This window comes from Burkholderia sp. Leaf177, from assembly GCF_001424345.1.
Lineage (GTDB): Bacteria > Pseudomonadota > Gammaproteobacteria > Burkholderiales > Burkholderiaceae > Caballeronia.
On record NZ_LMPF01000025.1, the window covers coordinates 69,391 to 87,125 of the forward strand.

General features: G+C 60.2%; 14 protein-coding genes. 3 read left to right on the forward strand and 11 right to left on the reverse strand.

Annotated elements, in window-relative coordinates; genetic code table 11:
- Nucleotides 1–27: 27 nt before the first annotated feature.
- Genes mobB through ASG35_RS26990 form a run of 8 tightly spaced genes read right to left on the reverse strand, consistent with a single transcriptional unit; the run spans nucleotide 28 to nucleotide 10,725 of the window.
- Entirely contained in the window at nucleotides 28–558 is a 531-nt protein-coding gene (gene mobB, locus ASG35_RS26955) for a molybdopterin-guanine dinucleotide biosynthesis protein B (RefSeq protein WP_056364912.1), read from the reverse strand.
- Nucleotides 555–1,304 carry a peptidylprolyl isomerase gene (locus ASG35_RS26960; RefSeq protein WP_056364915.1) on the reverse strand — a complete coding sequence of 250 codons (750 nt, stop codon included), beginning with the start codon at nucleotides 1,302–1,304 and terminating at the stop codon, nucleotides 555–557. The genes mobB and ASG35_RS26960 overlap by 4 nt, the downstream gene beginning before the upstream one ends.
- Before the next feature lie 19 nt (nucleotides 1,305–1,323).
- On the reverse strand, nucleotides 1,324–2,001 hold the full coding sequence (gene narI, locus ASG35_RS26965) for a respiratory nitrate reductase subunit gamma (RefSeq protein WP_056364918.1): 678 nt from the start codon (nucleotides 1,999–2,001) through the stop codon (nucleotides 1,324–1,326).
- 18 nt (nucleotides 2,002–2,019) lie between these two features.
- Entirely contained in the window at nucleotides 2,020–2,688 is a 669-nt protein-coding gene (gene narJ, locus ASG35_RS26970) for a nitrate reductase molybdenum cofactor assembly chaperone (RefSeq protein ID WP_056364921.1), read from the reverse strand.
- Nucleotides 2,685–4,238: a nitrate reductase subunit beta gene (gene narH, locus ASG35_RS26975; RefSeq protein WP_056364924.1), complete on the reverse strand. Its 1,554-nt coding sequence runs from the start codon at nucleotides 4,236–4,238 to the stop codon at nucleotides 2,685–2,687. Before narH ends, narJ begins: the two co-directional genes overlap by 4 nt.
- Complete coding sequence (locus ASG35_RS26980; RefSeq protein ID WP_056364927.1) at nucleotides 4,235–7,981, reverse strand: nitrate reductase subunit alpha; 3,747 nt, start codon at nucleotides 7,979–7,981, stop codon at nucleotides 4,235–4,237. The genes narH and ASG35_RS26980 overlap by 4 nt, the downstream gene beginning before the upstream one ends.
- 28 nt (nucleotides 7,982–8,009) lie before the next feature.
- Nucleotides 8,010–9,395 (reverse strand): NarK family nitrate/nitrite MFS transporter, encoded by a 1,386-nt coding sequence (locus ASG35_RS26985; protein ID WP_056364928.1) that lies wholly within the window; start codon nucleotides 9,393–9,395, stop codon nucleotides 8,010–8,012.
- Nucleotides 9,396–9,411: 16 nt separating this feature from the next.
- Nucleotides 9,412–10,725, reverse strand: a complete 1,314-nt coding sequence (locus ASG35_RS26990) for an MFS transporter (protein ID WP_082508637.1) — start codon at nucleotides 10,723–10,725, stop codon at nucleotides 9,412–9,414.
- A gap of 221 nt (nucleotides 10,726–10,946) precedes the next feature.
- Between ASG35_RS26990 and ASG35_RS26995 the strand changes: the two genes are divergently transcribed.
- The gene (locus ASG35_RS26995; RefSeq protein ID WP_056364931.1) at nucleotides 10,947–13,502 is read left to right on the forward strand and encodes an adenosylcobalamin-dependent ribonucleoside-diphosphate reductase; all 2,556 of its coding nucleotides are present in this window, start codon (nucleotides 10,947–10,949) and stop codon (nucleotides 13,500–13,502) included.
- A 49-nt stretch (nucleotides 13,503–13,551) separates the two neighbouring features.
- Here the strand turns inward: ASG35_RS26995 and ASG35_RS32490 are convergent, their stop codons facing one another.
- From ASG35_RS32490 to ASG35_RS27005, 3 genes are all read right to left on the reverse strand, one after another.
- Nucleotides 13,552–13,677, reverse strand: a complete 126-nt coding sequence (locus tag ASG35_RS32490; protein WP_268761142.1) for a hypothetical protein — start codon at nucleotides 13,675–13,677, stop codon at nucleotides 13,552–13,554.
- Between the two features lie 37 nt (nucleotides 13,678–13,714).
- Nucleotides 13,715–14,068 (reverse strand): DUF4148 domain-containing protein, encoded by a 354-nt coding sequence (locus ASG35_RS27000; RefSeq protein ID WP_056364934.1) that lies wholly within the window; start codon nucleotides 14,066–14,068, stop codon nucleotides 13,715–13,717.
- Nucleotides 14,069–14,416: 348 nt separating this feature from the next.
- On the reverse strand, nucleotides 14,417–15,427 hold the full coding sequence (locus ASG35_RS27005; RefSeq protein WP_056364937.1) for a LysR family transcriptional regulator: 1,011 nt from the start codon (nucleotides 15,425–15,427) through the stop codon (nucleotides 14,417–14,419).
- A 207-nt stretch (nucleotides 15,428–15,634) separates the two neighbouring features.
- Between ASG35_RS27005 and ASG35_RS27010 the strand changes: the two genes are divergently transcribed.
- Entirely contained in the window at nucleotides 15,635–16,516 is an 882-nt protein-coding gene (locus tag ASG35_RS27010) for an alpha/beta hydrolase (RefSeq protein ID WP_082508638.1), read from the forward strand.
- 12 nt (nucleotides 16,517–16,528) lie between these two features.
- Entirely contained in the window at nucleotides 16,529–17,713 is a 1,185-nt protein-coding gene (locus ASG35_RS27015; protein WP_056364940.1) for an efflux RND transporter periplasmic adaptor subunit, read from the forward strand.
- Nucleotides 17,714–17,735: the final 22 nt, after the last annotated feature.

A 17,735-nucleotide genomic window follows, 5' to 3' on the forward strand; every position in this document is an offset into this window, starting at 1 on the left:
GTCCTGATTATCCGGCGTGCGTGCAGTTCAGGGTGAGAGCCCGACTGTTTTACATATGAACTCCCCAATCTCCGCAACGCCCGCCAGGGGCAGAAGCGGGACATTGGGTGCGTCATGAAGACGCGGGGCGTCATCGGTGGCAATGGCGAGGATGGCTGTATCGGAGAGATAAAGCGGGTCGCGGCCTTCTGCCGGGCGGACGACTTCCAGACGTGGCAACGGTTCGCGCGTGAAGCCTTCCACCAGTATCAGATCGGCAGGACTCAGACGCGCGATCAGATCGGCGAGCGGGGGTTCGGGGCCACCATGCAGTTCGCGCACGATGGCGTATCGATACGGCGACGCAATCAGCACTTCTCCCGCGCCGGCCGCTCGAAACCGCGCGCTGTCCTTGCCAGGCGGTTCCAGATCGATTGAATGATGGCTATGTTTCACCACGTTCACAATCAGGCCGCGCGCGCGAAACCACGGCAACAGCAATTCAATCAGCGTGGTCTTGCCCTGTCCCGATCGCCCGCAAATACCGAAGATGCGCAGCTCCGCCGCCGTTTGCGTCATAGTGCATTCCCGTCCTTCCACCCTTTGATGTCCGCACGCGCTACGGCTTCGGTGACGTAGCGCTGTTCGGCAAGGTCGCGCAGCGCGAGCGACATGGCGTCGCGAATACGCAGTTCGACCTGCTCGAATGGCAACACCTTGCCCGGCGATTTTTCGTGGACGCGGACAATATGAAATCCGAATTCCGTTTCCACGAGCGCAGGGCAGAGCGTTCCGGCGGGCGCGGCGAATACCGCGCGCTCGAATTCTGCCACGGTATCGCCGCGGCCAATTTCTCCGAGCGCGCCACCATCCATACCCGACGGACAATTCGACAGCGTCCGCGCGGCATCGACGAAACGGAGTTCGACATCAGTGCCCGCACTGACCAACTCGTCGAGCGTTTGCTGGGCGCGCTTTTTCAGCGCTGCCAGATCCACGCGTTCGGTCACCTGGAAAAGGATGTGGCTGACGCGCGCGCGCTCGTTGACGCGCCAGCGTTCCTGATCCGCCAGATAGTGGCGCTCGCACTCTTCGTGCGTGGGCGCCGCAGTCCCGGCAAGCTGATGATCGAGCAATGCCTCGATCAACTGCTCGTCGCTGGCTGCCGGCGCCAGCTTCAGGCGCGCGGCTTCGTCGAGCAGCACGCGGCGCAACACGGCCGCCGTGAGTGCCGCCTGATGCGCATCGGGTGTGTCCGCATTGGCGGGCAACTCGCGTTCAATATCGTCGTCCGTCAGTTCTGTGCCATTGACTATCACTGCCATGATGTTCCCCTTCCAGCGATCAACGCGGACGCACGAGTTGCCATGCGCGGCCAAGATACGTCACGGAGCCGAAGCCGCTCCAGACGTGCACGAGCCGCGTGAACGGGAAGATCACGAAGAGCGTCATGCCCATGAACAGATGCGCGCGGAACAGCAACGGCGTTTCAGCGACGAAGCTGGCTGCGTCACCGCGGAACGTGACCACGTGCTGCGCCCACGTCATCAACTGAACCATCATGTGCCCGTCCATGTGACCCGAGGACATGCCTATGGTCGTCAGCCCGAGCATCAACGTGACGAGGATCCAGAGCAGCAGGACCTTGTCGCCGGTACGAGTGACGGCCGATACACGCGCATTAGTCATACGACGGTGAATCAGGATGAGCAGGCCCGAAAGACATAGCCATCCCATGATGCCGCCGGCGATCATTGCGACTGCCTGTTTCGTGCTGTGATCGATGCCGAGAAAATCCCACACCGCGACCGGTGTCAACAAGCCGACTAGATGCCCGAAGAACAACCCGAGAATGCCGATGTGGAACAGGATATTTCCGAGCCGCAGATTGCCGCGATGAAGCAGCTGCGAGCTGTCGGTTTTCCACGTGTACTGCTCGCGTTCGAAACGCGCGAGGCTGCCAAACAGGAAAATCGCGGCTGCAATGTACGGATAAATGCCGAACAAGAATTGATTGAACATGAGCGTTGTCCCTTGAACTCAGTTGGCCGTGGCGGGCGGGCGCGGATGGAAATGCATCGGCTGGGCCATCGGCGTGGACGTGGATGGAGCAAGCAAAGGTTCGACACCGTCTGCGCCCGGGCCGAAGCGTTCGAGCGCCTCGTCCATGTCGCGAATGGGTGGAATCTCGGCAGCTTGCGGCACGACATCCGTCATTGAACGCAAGACGGTGAATACGCGCGCGTACGGGCTTTCATCGCGCGCAAGACGGTCGCCCAACGCAGCGAGGACGTGGATGGCTTCGTCGAGTAACGTTCGCGCTTCGGACGGCTCTACGTTGCCGAGCACCTCCAGGAAGAGCGGCACGTGATCGGGCAACTCGTTGGTCGCCATTTCCAGGCCGTGGCGGCGGTATTCATCGAGCAGATCGACCATTGCTTGTCCGCGATCACGGCTTTCGCCGTGAACGTGCTCGAACAAATGCAGCGAATGCGCGGGATTACGGTCGAACGTCGCGACGTAGTTCTCCTGCAATTCGATCAGCGGCGAAGCATCGAGCAAGGCGAGCAGCGGCTGAAGCGCGGCACGGGTCGTGTCCGGGAACGCGTTTAGCTCCTGATCGATCTCGCCGAGTGCGTCGAGCAATTCCTGCTCGGGGTAATCGAGCAGGCTCGCCAGCAACGTGTAAATGGAAAGCGGATTGTTCACGACGCCACCTCTGCCTTCTTGCGTGACTTCGGCATGTCCGCGAACACTACGCTGCCTTGCGGTTTCTTGCCGAACAACGATCCCTCCGATACCCCGCCCGAGCAGCCGTTGCCGAACGTGAAACCGCAACTGGCTTTGTCGTTGAAGCTGTCTTCCACGATTTCCTTATGCGACGACGGCACCACGAAGCGATCCTCGTAATTGGCGATCGCCATGGTCTGATACATGTCCTCGAATTGCGCGGGCGTGATGTTAAGCCCCGCGAGCAATTCGGGTTCGGCGCGGCCGTGCACGACTTCCGCGCGCTTGAACGCGCGCATGGCGAGCATGCGTTCGAGCGCGGACGTGACCGGCGCTTCGTCGCCCGCGGTCAGCAGGTTCGCCAGATACCTGACGGGAATACGCAGGCTCTTCACGTCCGGAATGATCCCGTCCATGCCGATATGACCCGCGTCCGCCGCCGATTGAATTGGCGAAAGCGGCGGGATGTACCAAACCATCGGCAACGTCCGGTATTCCGGATGCAGCGGGAACGCGATCTTCCATTCCACGGCCATCTTGTAGACCGGCGATTTGCGCGCTGAATCCAGCCAGCTTTGCGGAATGCCTTGCGCGAGCGCTTCGGCCTGCACTTTGGGATCATGGGGATCGAGGAACACGTCGAGTTGCGACTGGTACAGGTCCTTCTCGTTCTCAACCGATGCCGCATCGCCAATCTTGTCGGCGTCGTACAGCAGCACGCCGAGATAACGAATCCGTCCGACGCACGTTTCCGCGCACACGGTCGGCTGACCCGCTTCGAGCCGCGGATAACAGAAGATGCACTTTTCGGCCTTGCCGCTTTTCCAGTTGAAGTAGATCTTCTTGTACGGGCAACCGGAAATGCACATGCGCCACCCGCGGCACTTGTCCTGATCGACCAGCACGATGCCATCGTCTTCACGCTTGTACACGGAACCGGACGGGCACGACGCCACGCACGCCGGGTTCAGGCAGTGCTCGCACAGACGTGGCAAATACATCATGAAGGTGTTTTCGAACGTGGAATACATCTCCTTCTGCACGTTCTCGAACAATGCATCACGGCCACGCGATGAAAACTCGCCGCCCAGGTCGTCTTCCCAGTTCGGACCCCATACGATCTTCTCCATCTTCTTGCCGGTGATGACGGAAACAGGGCGCGCGGTCGGCGGTGTTTCGCTCAGACGCGCTTTTTGCAGATGCTCGTAGTCGAACGTGAACGGCTCATAGTAGTCGTCGATAGCCGGCAGATTCGGGTTCGCGAACAGGTTCGCAAGCACCTTCAGCTTGCCGCCCTGACGCGGACGCAGCCGGCCGGCCGCGTCGCGAATCCAGCCGCCTTGCCACTTCTTCTGGTTCTCCCATTCCTTCGGATAGCCGATGCCCGGTTTCGTTTCCACGTTGTTGAACCACGCGTACTCCACGCCATCGCGCGACGTCCACACGTTCTTGCACGTCACGGAGCACGTATGGCAGCCGATGCATTTATCCAGGTTCAGCACCATTGCAACTTGCGCACGAATTTTCACGATGCAGCTCCTTCACTTTCCTTGAGCGGACCTTCGAGCCACGCCACTTTTTTCATCTTGCGCACGATCACGTACTCATCGCGATTCGATCCCACCGTGCCGTAGTAATTGAAACCGTAGGCTTGCTGCGCGTACCCGCCAATCATGTGCGTGGGCTTGAGCACCGTGCGCGTGACTGAGTTATGGATACCGCCGCGCATGCCGCTGGTTTCAGCGCCCGGCACGTTCACGATCTTTTCCTGCGCGTGATACATCAGGCACATGCCGCGCGGCACGCGCTGGCTCACCACCACTCGCGCGGTCAGCGTGCCGTTCACGTTGAAAACTTCGACCCAGTCGTTATCGACAAGACCGGCTTCTTTCGCTTCCACTTCCGACACCCACACGTGAGGGCCGCCGCGCGAAAGCGTCAACATGCGCAAGTTGTCCGTGTAAGTGGAGTGAATGCCCCATTTCTGGTGCGGCGTGATCCAGTTCAGCACGAGTTCATGCTCGCCATTGGGCTTTGCGCCGAGCATGGCGGTGACCGTTTTGGTGTTGATCGCCGGGCGATACACGCACGAACCCTCGCCGAAGTCCAGCATCCATCGGTGATCCTGATAGAACTGCTGGCGGCCCGTCAGCGTGCGCCATGGAATCATTTCATGCACGTTCGTATAACCGGCGCTGTAGCTCACTTCCTCGGATTCGAGACCTGACCACGTTGGCGCGGAAATGATCTTGCGCGGTTGCGCCTGGACATCGCGGAACCGGATCTTGTCGTGTTCACGGCCGAGCGCGAGATGCGCGTGTTCGCGTCCCGTGATCTTCGACAACGCTTCCCACGCCTTCACCGCAACGTGCCCGTTCGTTTCCGGCGCGAAGGTGAGGATCATCTCGGCGGCATCGATGGCGCTATCCAGCCGCGGCCGTCCCTGGCTTACGCCCGGTTCGGTGACGGTTTTCGTGATGTGCGCGAGTTCGCCGACCTCATGCGCGCTGTTCCAGTTGATGCCCTTGCCGCCGTTGCCTTGCGTGTCGAGGAGCGGTCCGACCGACGTGAACTTGCGATACACGTCCTTGTAGTTTCGTTCGACGACCGTCATGGAAGGCGCCGTCTTTCCCGGAATCAGGTCGCATTCGCCGGCGCGCCAGTCCTTTGGCTCGAACGGCTGGCCGAGTTCGCCCGGGGTGTCGTGCATGAGCGGCGTGCAGACCAGGTCGGTGCGCGTGCCCAGATGCTCGCCGCCGATTTCCGCGAACTTCTCGGCAATGCCCTTGTAGATTTCCCAGTCGCTCTTGCTTTCCCACAGAGGCTGCACGGCTTCCGACAACGGATGAATGAACGGATGCATGTCCGACGTGTTCAGGTCGTCCTTCTCGTACCACGTTGCAGTCGGCAACACGATATCGCCGTAAAGGCAGGTCGTGCTCATGCGGAAATCGAGCACCGTCAGCAGATCAAGCTTGCCTTCGGCCGCTGGGCGCACGTTGACTTCGCCCGGCATGATGGCGTCGTTTTCGTCGGAGAAGAGGGCGTTCTGCGTGCCGAGCAAATACTTCAGGAAGTACTCGTGGCCCTTGCCCGAACTGCCCAGAATGTTCGAACGCCAGACAAACATGTTGCGCGGGAAGTTGACCGGGTTGTCCGGATCGTCGCAAGAGAATTGCAGCTTGCCCGACTTGAGGCGGTCGACCACGTATTCCACGGGTTTCATGCCGGCGCGAGCGGCTTCGTCGGTAAGGTCGAGCGGATTGGCGCCGAGTTGCGGCGCGCTTGGCAACCAGCCCATGCGCTCGGACTTGGCGTTCAGGTCGAGCATGGAAAGGTTCGAATACTTCCCCATCTGCGCGGTCGGCGCGAGAATTTCGCTCAGGCCCACCTTCTCATGACGCCACTGGCTCGTGTGGTTGTAGAAGAACGACGTGCCGTTCATCTGGCGCGGCGGCTTCGACCAGTCGAGCGCGAACGCGAGCGGCGCCCAGCCGAATTGCGGACGCAGCTTTTCCTGCCCCACGTAATGTGCCCAGCCGCCGCCGCTCTTGCCCACGCAACCGCACATCATCAACAGGTTGATGATGCCGCGATAAATCATGTCGTTGTGATACCAGTGATTGAGCGCGGCGCCCACGATCACCATGCTCTTGCCTTCGGTCTGATGCGCATTGGTCGCAAATTCGCGCGCGACCTGGATCACGAGGTTACGCGGGACCGTGGTGTGCTTTTCCTGCCATGCGGGCGTGTAGGGAACGTCGTCGTCGTAGCTCGTTGCAACGTTCGGTCCACCGAGGCCCTGGTCCACGCCGTAGTTCGCCATCTGCAGATCGAACACGGTCGCGACAAGCGCGCTGGTTCCATCGGCGAGCGTGACGCGCTTGGCCGGGACATGACGCTCCAGCAGCGCGTTGTGCTCGCTGCCGAAGTACGGGAATCCGACCTTCACGACTTCATCGTGCGCGCCCGGGTGAACCATTGTCAGGCGTGGATCGATAACGCGTCCGCTGCCGCCGTCCTTGAGTTCCAGGTTCCAGCGCCCGACCTTCTCGCCGTTGTTGTGCGACGCCTCGTTCCAGCGGAAACCGACGGTGCCGTTGGGCGCGACGATCTCGCCGCTGGCAGCGTCGAGCACGAGCGTTTTCCATTGCGCGTTGTTCGCTTCGTCCAGGTTGTCAGCGAGATGCGATGCACGCAGGAAATGATCGGGAACGAGCATTCCACCGTTGTCGCGCAGGAGCACCAACATGGGCATGTCGGTGTATTGCTTCACGTAGTCGCGGAAATACGCGGATTTGTTCGATGCATTCGCTGCATGGAATTCGGTGAGCACGACATGGCCCATTGCCATTGCAAGCGCTGCGTCGGTGCCTTGGGTGGGCGCAAGCCAGATATCTCCGAACTTGACCATTTCGCCGAAATCCGACGATACCGCCACGGTCTTCGTGCCCTTGTAGCGGACTTCGGAATAAAAGTGCGCATCGGGCGTACGGGTTTGAGGAATGTTCGATCCCCACACCATCAGATACGTCGAGTTGTACCAGTCGGCCGATTCCGGCACGTCGGTTTGCTCGCCCCACACTTGTGGGGAAGCGGGCGGCAGATCGCAATACCAGTCGTAGAACGAGAGGCACACGCCGCCGATCAAGCTGAGATAACGCGAGCCGGCCGCGTATGACACCATCGACATTGCGGGAATGGGGGAGAAGCCGATCACCCGATCCGGCCCGAACTTGCCGATGGTGAACGCATTCGCCGCCGCGATCATTTCGTTCGCCGTGTTCCAGTCGGCGCGCACGAAACCGCCGAGTCCACGCACGCTCTTGTAGCGCTCGGACTTCACGGGATCCTGGCTGATCGATGCCCACGCCGCGACCGGGTCCAGGCTTTGGCGGGCTTCGCGCCACATTTCCATCAGGCGGCCGCGGATCATCGGGTACTTCACGCGTTGCGCGGAATACACATACCAGCTATACGATGCACCCCGCGGGCAGCCGCGCGGTTCGTGATTGGGCAAATCTGCGCGCGTGCGCGGATAGTCGGTCTGCTGCGTCTCCCAGACGATCAGGCCGTTCTTCACATACACCTTCCACGAGCACGAACCCGTGCAGTTCACGCCGTGCGTGGAGCGCACGATCTTGTCGTGCTGCCACCGGTTCCTATATCCGTCTTCCCACTTGCGGTCTTCGTTGACAACCGCGCCGTGGCCGTTTGCGAACGTCGATTGCGTGCGCTTGACGAACTTCAGGCGATCCAGAAAATGACTCATTGTTGTGTCCTGTGTCGAATAGGGCGCGTCAGCAAGGCATGCCGGCGTTGCGGCGTGCATAGAAGAACCACGTGATGGCGACGCACGTCACGTAGAACGCGATGAATACATACAGCGCGGGAACGGCCGAGCCGGTCATGTCGAGCGCCGTGCCAAATGTTTTTGGAATGAAGAAACCGCCGTACGCGCCGATCGCTGCAGAAAAGCCCAGCACGGCCGCGGATTCCTTCGCTGCGTTGTGCAGCGCCTGGCGCTGGCCGGCGGCATCCATTCCCTTCGAGAGCCGTTGATGCTGGGTCATGAAGATCACGGGAATCATGCGAAACGTTGAGCCGTTGCCAATCCCAGCCAGCATGAACAACACGATGAACGCGCCGAGAAAACCGCCGAAGTTGCCGGTCGTACCCGCGCCCGGCATGAACGAGATGACAACGAACACCGCCGCGATCATGCCGACGAAGGTCCACAGCGTCACGCGCGCCCCGCCCAGGCGGTCGGAAATCCAGCCGCCGATGGGGCGCGTCAATGCGCCTGCAAGCGGTCCGAGGAACGCATAGGCGGTCGGATTGATCGATGGAAATTGCGCCTTGGTCAACAACGCGAAACCCGCGGAGAAACCAATGAACGAACCAAACGTACCGATGTACAGCCAGCACATGAGCCAGTTATGCATGCGCTTGAAAATGACGGCCTGATCGGCGAATGAGGCCTTCGCGTCGGCGATATCGTTCATACCGAACCATGCCGCGATAGACGACACGACAATGAACGGAACCCAGATAAACCCGGCGTTCTGCAACCAGATGCCGTGCTCGACGCCGTCTTTGACAAACGTTTGTCCGCTGCCCGCAAACGATGCGAACGCGGCGGTTGCGATCACGATCGGCGTCACGAACTGGACCACCGAAACCCCGAGATTGCCGATACCCGCATTCAAGCCCGTTGCCAGTCCCTTTTTTGCCTTGGGAAAAAAGAAGCTGATGTTGGCCATCGACGAACTGAAGTTCGCGCCGCCGAAACCGCACAGCAACGCGAGCACGAGCATGGTGGAATAGCTCGTGGATGGATCGCGCAACGCGAAACCCATGCCGAGCGCGGGGATCAGCAACGTGGCCGTGGAAACCGCGGTAAAACGCCGGCCGCCAAAAATGGGGACCAGAAACGAATAGAAGATACGCAGCGTGGCGCCTGAAAGCGCGGGCAATGCAGTCAGCCAGAACAGCTCGTTCTTCGTGAAGTGAAAACCGCCCTTGTCCAGATTGACGACAACGACGCTCCACAACGACCACACCGAAAACGCGAGCATCAACGCCGGGATAGAAATCCACAGGTTGCGATTGGCAATCGCCGCGCCGCGTGTTTTCCAGAAAGCCGGATCTTCCGGCTCCCAATTTTTCAGCACATAGTTGGACATGATTTTGCCGGTGGGATTAAACGGATGCGCGTGGCTGCACAGCGGTGCCAGGCGCGCGGAAGGAGAAATACATCCAGATCAGGCTGACAGCCGTCGCGCCGAAAAGCAGCATGAAACAGGAGCTGGCAACGCCAGTCAGGTCCGCGAGCGCGCCGAAAAGAATCGGCAGCGCGAAGCCTGCAAGGCCGCCGGCAAGACCGACAACGCCGGATACGGCGCCGATGTTGCCGGTGTATTCGTCGGAGACGAACTTGAATACCGAGGCCTTGCCGATCGCCATTGCAATGCCGATGGTGAACATCAGCACGGTGAACAACGTGGGCGAGAGCGCGATGTTGAACGCCAGCGGGCCTTGCGCCGATTGCACGATCAGCGCGGTGTCGGGGTAGCTCAGCACGAACAGGCATGCGAGCACGGTCCACATCACGATCCACGTGGTTTTTTGCGCGCCGAAGCGATCCGACAACCAGCCGCCGACTGCGCGCAGCACGCCGCCGGGCAGCGAGAAACACGCCGCCAGCAATGCGGCCTGTTCGATGTGAAAACCGTAGTGACTGACGTAGTAATGCGGCAGCCAGAGCGAGAGGCCAACATAACCGCCGAACACGACCGAGTAGTACTGCGAGTAACGCCACGCGCGGCGATCCTTCATCACGCTCAACTGACTTGCAAAACTCGGCGGGTTTTCCACGCGATGCGCAGGATTGGTCGCGGACGTTAGCCAGAACAGGATGGCCGTCACGAGCATGGCGATGGCGTAGACCTTCGGTACGATCGTCCATGTGCCGGCCGTCACGATCAGCACGGGCGCAACGAATTTGGTCAATGCCGTGCCGCTGTTGCCTGCGCCGAAGATGCCCATGGCAAGGCCCTGGCGGTCCTTCGGAAACCAGCGCGCCACATACGGCGTGCCGATCGAAAAACACGCGCCCGCGAGGCCAACCAGCAGACCCAGCACAATGAATTGCCAGAATTGCGTGGCGTAAGCCATCAGCCAGAGGGGAATGATGGTGACGAGCATCGTCAGGAAAAAGACGATGCGTCCGCCAAAGCGATCCGTATAGATGCCGAGCGGCACGCGCGCGAGGGAACCCGACAAAACCGGCGTTGCCGCGATCAGGCCGAATTCGGTATCGGAAAGGCCGAGCTGCGTTTTCAGCGGAATGCCGAGAATCGCGAACATCATCCAGATCGCGAAGCAGATGGTGAAAGCGAACGTGCTCGACCACAGCACGCGCCAGGCGCGCGGATCGGCGGTCGATGCAGCGTCCGGCCTCAAGGGTGGCGGAATGGAACGGGATTTGCCAGTTGGCGTGCGTGCGGCCGTCATGGAGCGTGCTCGTCGATTAAGTTTGCGTTGAAGTGCGGATCGACTGCAAGATTAGGAACTGCGCGGCGTGCCGCCCATTCGCCGATGGGATGACGCGACTTCATGTCGCTCCTCCAGGGGGACTACTCCGGAAGGCGTAGTCCCGTGATGAAACGACCACGGGCGGGGCTTTGGCGTCGCGGCACCAACCAACGCATGACTGCGGGACATGAGGACAGAACATGGCTGAAGACGACTTGAAGCTGACGGTTTCACCGCAGCAGTTTTCCATCGACGTAATGCTGGAAAAGTACGCGAAGGGCGACGAAACCCGTATCGACGATATTTACCGGCGGGTCGCGCGCGGCGTGGCGCTGGCGGAGCCCGAGGCGCTTCGCAAACAGGCCGAAACCGAGTTCTTCGAGAATTTCCAGCGCGGCGCGCTGGGCGCGGGCCGCATCATGAGCGCGGCCGGGACGGGCATTCAGGCAACGCTCATCAACTGCTTCGTGCAGCCGGTAGGCGACGCAATTCAGGGCGTCGATGAAAACGGCTTGCCGGGCATCTACGTGGCGCTGCTGCAGGCAGCCGAAACCATGCGGCGCGGTGGCGGCGTGGGCTACAACTTTTCCGCTATCCGTCCGAAGGGCGCGCGCGTGCATTCCACGGGTTCGGCGGCGTCGGGACCGTGCAGTTACATGGATGTATTCGATGCATCGTGCAGGACCGTGGAAAGCGCGGGCTCGCGGCGCGGCGCGCAGATGGGCATTCTCGATTGCACGCATCCGGACCTGCTCGAGTTCATCGCGGCGAAGCACGTGAAGGGACGGTGGAACAACTTCAACGTATCGGTCGCGGTGACCGACGAGTTCATGCAGGCTGTATCGGACGATGCGTCGTGGCAGCTCGTGCATCGCGCTGAACCATCGCCCGCGTTCAAGGCTTCCGCCGACGCGCATCAGCGTGACGACGGTTTGTGGGTGTATCGCGAGGTGCAGGCGCGGGAGGTGTGGGACACGATCATGCGATCGACCTACGACGTGGCCGAACCGGGCGTGGTCTTCATGTCGCGCATGAACGACGACAACAACCTGCGCGCCGTGGAAACGATCCGCGCAACGAATCCATGCGGCGAGCAACCCTTGCCTGCATATGGATGCTGCAACCTCGGGCCGTTGAATCTGACGCGTTTCGTGCGCGATCCGTTTGCGCAACAGCACGGCGGCACGCCGGTTTTCGATTGGGACGCGCTTGCCAAAAGCACGCGCACGCAGGTTCGTTTTCTCGACGACGTGCTCGACGTCACGCTCTGGCCTCTGCCCGAGCAAGACAAGGAAGCGCAGGACAAGCGGCGCATTGGCGTTGGGTTCACAGGTCTCGGCGATACACTCGTGATGCTCGGCGTGCGTTATGACTCGCGGGAAGGACGCGATTTCGCCACCCGCGTGGCGCGCACGATGCGCGACGAGGCGTATCGTGCATCGGTGGGACTGGCGCGTGAACGCGGCGCCTTTCCGCTCTTCAATGCAGAAACGTACCTTGAAACAGGCACTTTCGCGTCGCGCCTGCCCGACGACCTGAAGGCCGAGATCCGTCGCGACGGCATTCGCAACAGCCATCTGCTTTCCATTGCGCCTACCGGAACGGTGAGCCTCGCGTTCGCGGACAACGCGTCCAACGGCATCGAACCCGCGTTCTCGTGGACTTATACCCGCACGAAACGCATGGCCGACGGCAGCAGGCAATCGTTCGCTGTTGAAGATCACGCGTACCGGTTGTATCGCGAGCTTGGAGGCGATGTGAAGTCGCTGCCCGACTATTTCGTGAGCGCGCTCGACATGTCCGCGCACGATCATCTGGAGATGATGGCGGCGGTTCAGCCGTTCGTGGATACATCGATTTCAAAAACGGTAAACGTGCCCGCCGATTATCCCTTCGACGCCTTCAAGGATCTTTACTTCGATGCATGGCATCGCGGACTCAAGGGGCTTGCCACGTATCGGCCGAATGAAACGCTCGGCGCCGTGTTGTCGATTACGCCGGAAACGCCGGCTGTGATCGCTTCGGATCCGTCGGATGCAGCCGACTCGGAAGTGCAGCTCGATCCGTTGCGCATTGCCATCGATCACCGGCCGCGCGGCGAGTTGCCGGCGATTATCGAGAAGGTGGAATACCTCACGCAAGCGGGCAAGAAGTCGCTTTACGTGGCGGTGTCGTTCATGGAGATCACCGGGCGGCTTGGCGGCGAAGATGTCACCATCGAGCGGCCTATCGAGTTCTTCATTCCAACGGGTCAGCGCGACGAATCGCAGCAGTGGATCACGGCGACCATGCGCTCGTTGTCGCTTGCGGCGCGCGGCGGCTTCGTGGCGCGCAATCTGCAGGACATGCGCAAGGTATCGTGGGATCGCGGCCAGGTGCGGCTAGGTGACGTAGAGCGTCTCGATGGCCACAGGTCGCCGCGTTGGCATGATTCCGAAGTGGCCGCGCTCGCGTATGCGATCCAGCAGATCTTGCATCGACGTGGTTTTCTCGATGTCGAAGGCGGACAAGTGCCGTCGCGTCTGCTTGCGCAACATCGCAAGGAAAGCGCGGCCGTGACGCTCGGCGCTCAAGAACTCGCCGATGACAGCGCCGACATCACGGCCGTTGTCGAGGAAAACGCCGATGCCGCCAATCCTCATGCATTGCTGCCTATCCCCGGCCGCAAATGCCCGACGTGCGGTGCGAACGCAATGATCCGCAAGGACGGCTGCGACTTCTGTACGGCGTGCGGCGAAGTGGGCGCTTGCGGGTAATACAGTTTGAATCGTTATTGTCCGCGGACCTCGTGCGTCCGCGGTCAATTCAATTCTCTAGCTCTACAGCAGCTTCTTCGTGCATGACCGGCCTGAAGGGCGTCCATAGCGGCGGTGCTTCGGGCAACCAGTCATCGAGTGCGGAGAAGTCTTCCAGCGGTGCGAGATCGTCCATGATCGGCTCCTGATTATTCAGCGTGAATTCAACGCAATTACCGGATTTGCGGCTTGCCGCTTTGCGTGACCGAGCCGTTTGCGAACTCGACTATGGAACGATTGCGTTCTTCTGCAATCGCCGCATCGCGGGCACGTTGTTCATGTTGAGCCGCGATCGCAACGCCTGCCATGCTGCGATCCGGATACGTATTGCGGTTCAGTGCCGGCAACGTTCCGTTCGCATACGAAGCCGCGAGTTCGGCGCGAACCTGCTCGCGTGTCATCGTGCTTTGCGCGGTGGTCGAGGTTTGATATGTTCCAGCGCGGCCAATGCCGCCATCGGCAAAAGCGGTCGTTGAAACAAGTGCGGATACAGCGGAAAGCGAGAGCGCTGCGATTGCGGTTTTCACGGTGTTGCTCCTGTCGGTTCAAGCGAACGCACGATTCAATCGATGCCATTCGAATAGATGCACGGAGCAGCGAACGGCAAATGTGAGTGCCGCGCTGCGACAGGACGAAATGTAGTCAACCGCGACTGCCGGATAAATGATGCTTAGGCGAATTGATTAATCACAAGATCCGAACAATCGCAAAGCGCCTTATTCCAAGGGGTTTTGGAAGAATGCTATTGAAGCGATAGCGGCTTTAAGCCCTTACATTGGAAGTGGTTGAAGAAGGGAATTGGAATGCGAATGACATTAAGCGGCGAAGGGTTTAATTGCTTTAAATGCAAGCGGCTAAACCCTTCAGCACGATATTTAAACAACCACTTCAGCGGTTCCTGCAACATCCGGCGTTCCGTGCTTCACGACAACCGAACGCGCCGTCGCGGTCGGCAAGCAGCGTTCTTCTGCGTCTTCCTGACCGGACAGTAATGGGCAACGCTCGAACAGTTCGGCGGCCCAGTCGACGAATACGCGCACCTTCGGCGACAAGTGCCGGTTATGCGGATACACAACCGAAATAGGCATGGGCAACGGCTTCCATTGCGGCAGCACTTCGACCAGTTCGCCGGAACGCAAATGCGGGAGCGCCATGAAGCGCGGGACCTGAACGAGCCCTACGCCCTTTACGCCGCAAGCCAGGTAAGCCTCGGCGTCGTTCACGGCGATGGCGCCGCGCATCTTCACATCGACCGATTTCCCATCGATGACAAAATCCATATCCATCACGCGGCCAGTCCGGCTCGAAAAATAATTCACCGCCGTATGCTGCTGCAATTCCTCGATGGTATGGGGCACGCCATGCAGTTCCAGGTAATCCGGACTAGCCGCGGTCAGCCCTTGAAAAACGCCAATCCGTCTTGCAACGAGACTAGAATCCTGCAAAGTCCCCACGCGAATCACGCAGTCCACGCCTTCCTGAATCAGGTCGACCGGTTTGTCGCCGAATCCGATCATCAACTCGATGTCCGGATAACGCGTATGGAATTCACACAATTGGGGCATGACGATCATTCGTCCGATCGACCCAGGCATATCGATCCGCAATTTGCCGCGCGGACCTTTACCCGTATTTGCGAATGAACTCTCGGTTTCTTCTATGTCCGCGAGAATCCGCACGCAGCGCTCGTAGTACGCGGCACCGTCAGGCGTGAGGTTCAAGCGTCGTGTCGTACGCTGCAGAAGACGCACGTTGAGAAACGCTTCAAGGTTCTGAATAATCGTTGTCACCGAGGCGCGAGGCATATCCAGCGTGTCTGCCGCGCGCGAAAAACTATTGGTATCGACGACTCTTGTAAATACCTGCATAGCTTGTAGCCGGTCCATTTTTCTCTCACCGTCAAATCTTCGCAGCGAATGGAATAAAGGCGCTGCGAGGATGTTGTAGGAATGGGCAGTGTCAATCGATCGTGATTGTTCAGCGCGACCGAATTGTGTTGCCGGATTATAGGCATTTATTTCGAAAGACACAGACCTCAGAATTCGTTCCATCGCAACTAAGGTGGGACAAGCGCGGACGCGCTGTAAATAACCATGGCATCGACGCTGGATCTGGGCCTCTGCATAGAGGATGTTCGAATCGCGGGACATGCGCAACCCATAACCTTGCGCAGTTATCGCCCCGCATCGGACGGCACCGTTCTGCCGGTCGTGCTTTATTTTCATGGCGGCGGTTTTGTTCGCGGCACGCTGGACGACGCGAATATTGCCGCCACGACGATTGCCCGCGACACACCCGCATGGGTCGTCTCGGTCGGTTATTCGCTCGCGCCGGAGTTTCCTTTTCCGGCGGCGCCCGAAGATGCATATCGGGCGGCGCAGTGGGTGGTAGCGAACGCTCGTGCGCAAGGTGCCGATGCAAATCGCATCGGCGTGGCGGGACACGATGCAGGCGGCAACCTCGCTACGTGTCTTGCGGCGATTGCGCGGGATCGCGGTGACATTGCGATTCACGCGCAGGCCTTGCTCGCGCCGTTGCTCGATCCGAGCATGACGCGCATGGCCGACGAGGCCAAGGTGCTCTCGCCGGACATTTGCGCGTCCGAGTGCGCGCAGTGTTACCGGGCGTATTTGCCCAATGCCTCGCAACGGCTTCATCCGTATGCGGCGCCGCTGGAATCGCGGCGCCTTGCAGGGCTGCCGCCGGCGCTGATTGCAAGCGCCCAGCACGACTTGCTGCATATAGAAGCCGAGAAATACGCGGGTGAATTGATCGCAGCAGGCGTGCCGACTGAAGTGACGCGGCACGTCGATGCATCGCATTACGGGTTGGTCGCGGATCCGTCCGCGCTCGCCGATGTAGTGGCGTTTTTCAAAAAGCGGCTTAGAGACAGGGCCGATCGTGCAACGCGTACGAGCGCCAGGCCGAAGGCTCACGCGGCACCCCAAAAATTTAAAACAATCTCAACGACTTAATTGGAGCATCGCATGTCCATCACTCGCAAACGAATTACCGTCGCGCTAGGGGCGACGCTCGTCGTGGCAGGCATCGGCACATACACCGCCATGCATGGTTTCGGCCTGCCCGTGAACAACGCCGAGGCCGCTGTTCAGGCCGCGCCGCCGGCAACCGAAGTCGATGTCGCCACGGTGGTCTCGAAGACCATCACCGACTACCAGAACTATTCGGGCCGCCTCGAAGCCGTCGATAAAGTCGATATCCGGCCGCTCGTGCCCGGAACGATCGTCGCCGTGCATTTCACCGATGGCGCGCTGGTCAAGAAGGGCGATCCGCTCTTCACCATCGATCCGCGTCCGTACGTGGCGGCAGTCGATCAGGCCGCGGCGCAGCTTGCGGCCGCTCAGGCGCGCAACGGATATACGTCGACGGATGCAGCGCGCGCCGAGCGTTTGCTTACGGACAACGCGATCGCCAAACGCGATTACGACGAGAAGCAGAACGCCGCGCACGAGGCGGCCGCCAATCTGAAGGCGGCGCAAGCGGCCCTCGAAACCGCGAAGATCAACCTGACCTACACGCATATCGTGGCGCCGGTTTCCGGCCGCGTGTCGCGTGCGGAAATGACGGTGGGCAATATTGTTTCCACGGGTTCGAGCGCACCGTTGCTGACCACGCTGGTTTCGGTATCGCCCATTTACGCATCGTTCGACGTCGATGAACAAACGTACTTGCGTTACCTGAGCCGCGACTCGCGCTCGAGCGTGCCGGTTTCGCTGGGTCTTGCAAATGAAGATGGTTTCTCGCGCGAGGGCAAGGTTGCATCGGTGGATAACCAGCTGGATACCGGCTCGGGCACCATTCGCGTGCGGGCTCGCTTCGACAACAACGACGGTTCGCTGTTGCCGGGCCTGTATGCGCGCATCAAGGTCGGCGGCGGCACGCCGCATCCGGCGGTGCTGATCGAAGATGCGGCGATTGGTACGGACCAGGACAAGAAATTCGTCATGATCGTCGATAAAGACAGCCGCGTTCAATACCGTGAAGTCACGCTCGGCACCCAGAGCGATGGTTTGCGCGTGATCGTGAAGGGCTTGCAGCCGGGCGAACGGATCGTGGTGAACGGTCTGCAGCGCGTGCGTCCGAACGATGTCGTCAAACCCAATTCGGTAGCAATGGCGAGTGCGTCGCCAGCAACAAAAGAAGCTTCATAAGACGCGCTTTATAGCCGCTTAA

What these genes read in the sequence shown, in the direction of transcription:
- mobB (WP_056364912.1), bottom strand. Translation starts at nt 558, where the DNA reads ATGACGCAAACGGCGGCGGAGCTGCGCATCTTCGGTATTTGCGGGCGA.
- ASG35_RS26960 (WP_056364915.1), bottom strand. Translation starts at nt 1,304, where the DNA reads ATGGCAGTGATAGTCAATGGCACAGAACTGACGGACGACGATATTGAA.
- narI (WP_056364918.1), bottom strand. Translation starts at nt 2,001, where the DNA reads ATGTTCAATCAATTCTTGTTCGGCATTTATCCGTACATTGCAGCCGCG.
- ASG35_RS26980 (WP_056364927.1), bottom strand. Translation starts at nt 7,981, where the DNA reads ATGAGTCATTTTCTGGATCGCCTGAAGTTCGTCAAGCGCACGCAATCG.
- ASG35_RS26985 (WP_056364928.1), bottom strand. Translation starts at nt 9,395, where the DNA reads ATGTCCAACTATGTGCTGAAAAATTGGGAGCCGGAAGATCCGGCTTTC.
- ASG35_RS26990 (WP_082508637.1), bottom strand. Translation starts at nt 10,725, where the DNA reads ATGACGGCCGCACGCACGCCAACTGGCAAATCCCGTTCCATTCCGCCA.
- ASG35_RS26995 (WP_056364931.1), top strand. Translation starts at nt 10,947, where the DNA reads ATGGCTGAAGACGACTTGAAGCTGACGGTTTCACCGCAGCAGTTTTCC.
- ASG35_RS32490 (WP_268761142.1), bottom strand. Translation starts at nt 13,677, where the DNA reads ATGGACGATCTCGCACCGCTGGAAGACTTCTCCGCACTCGATGACTGG.
- ASG35_RS27005 (WP_056364937.1), bottom strand. Translation starts at nt 15,427, where the DNA reads ATGGACCGGCTACAAGCTATGCAGGTATTTACAAGAGTCGTCGATACC.
- ASG35_RS27010 (WP_082508638.1), top strand. Translation starts at nt 15,635, where the DNA reads ATGGCATCGACGCTGGATCTGGGCCTCTGCATAGAGGATGTTCGAATC.
- ASG35_RS27015 (WP_056364940.1), top strand. Translation starts at nt 16,529, where the DNA reads ATGTCCATCACTCGCAAACGAATTACCGTCGCGCTAGGGGCGACGCTC.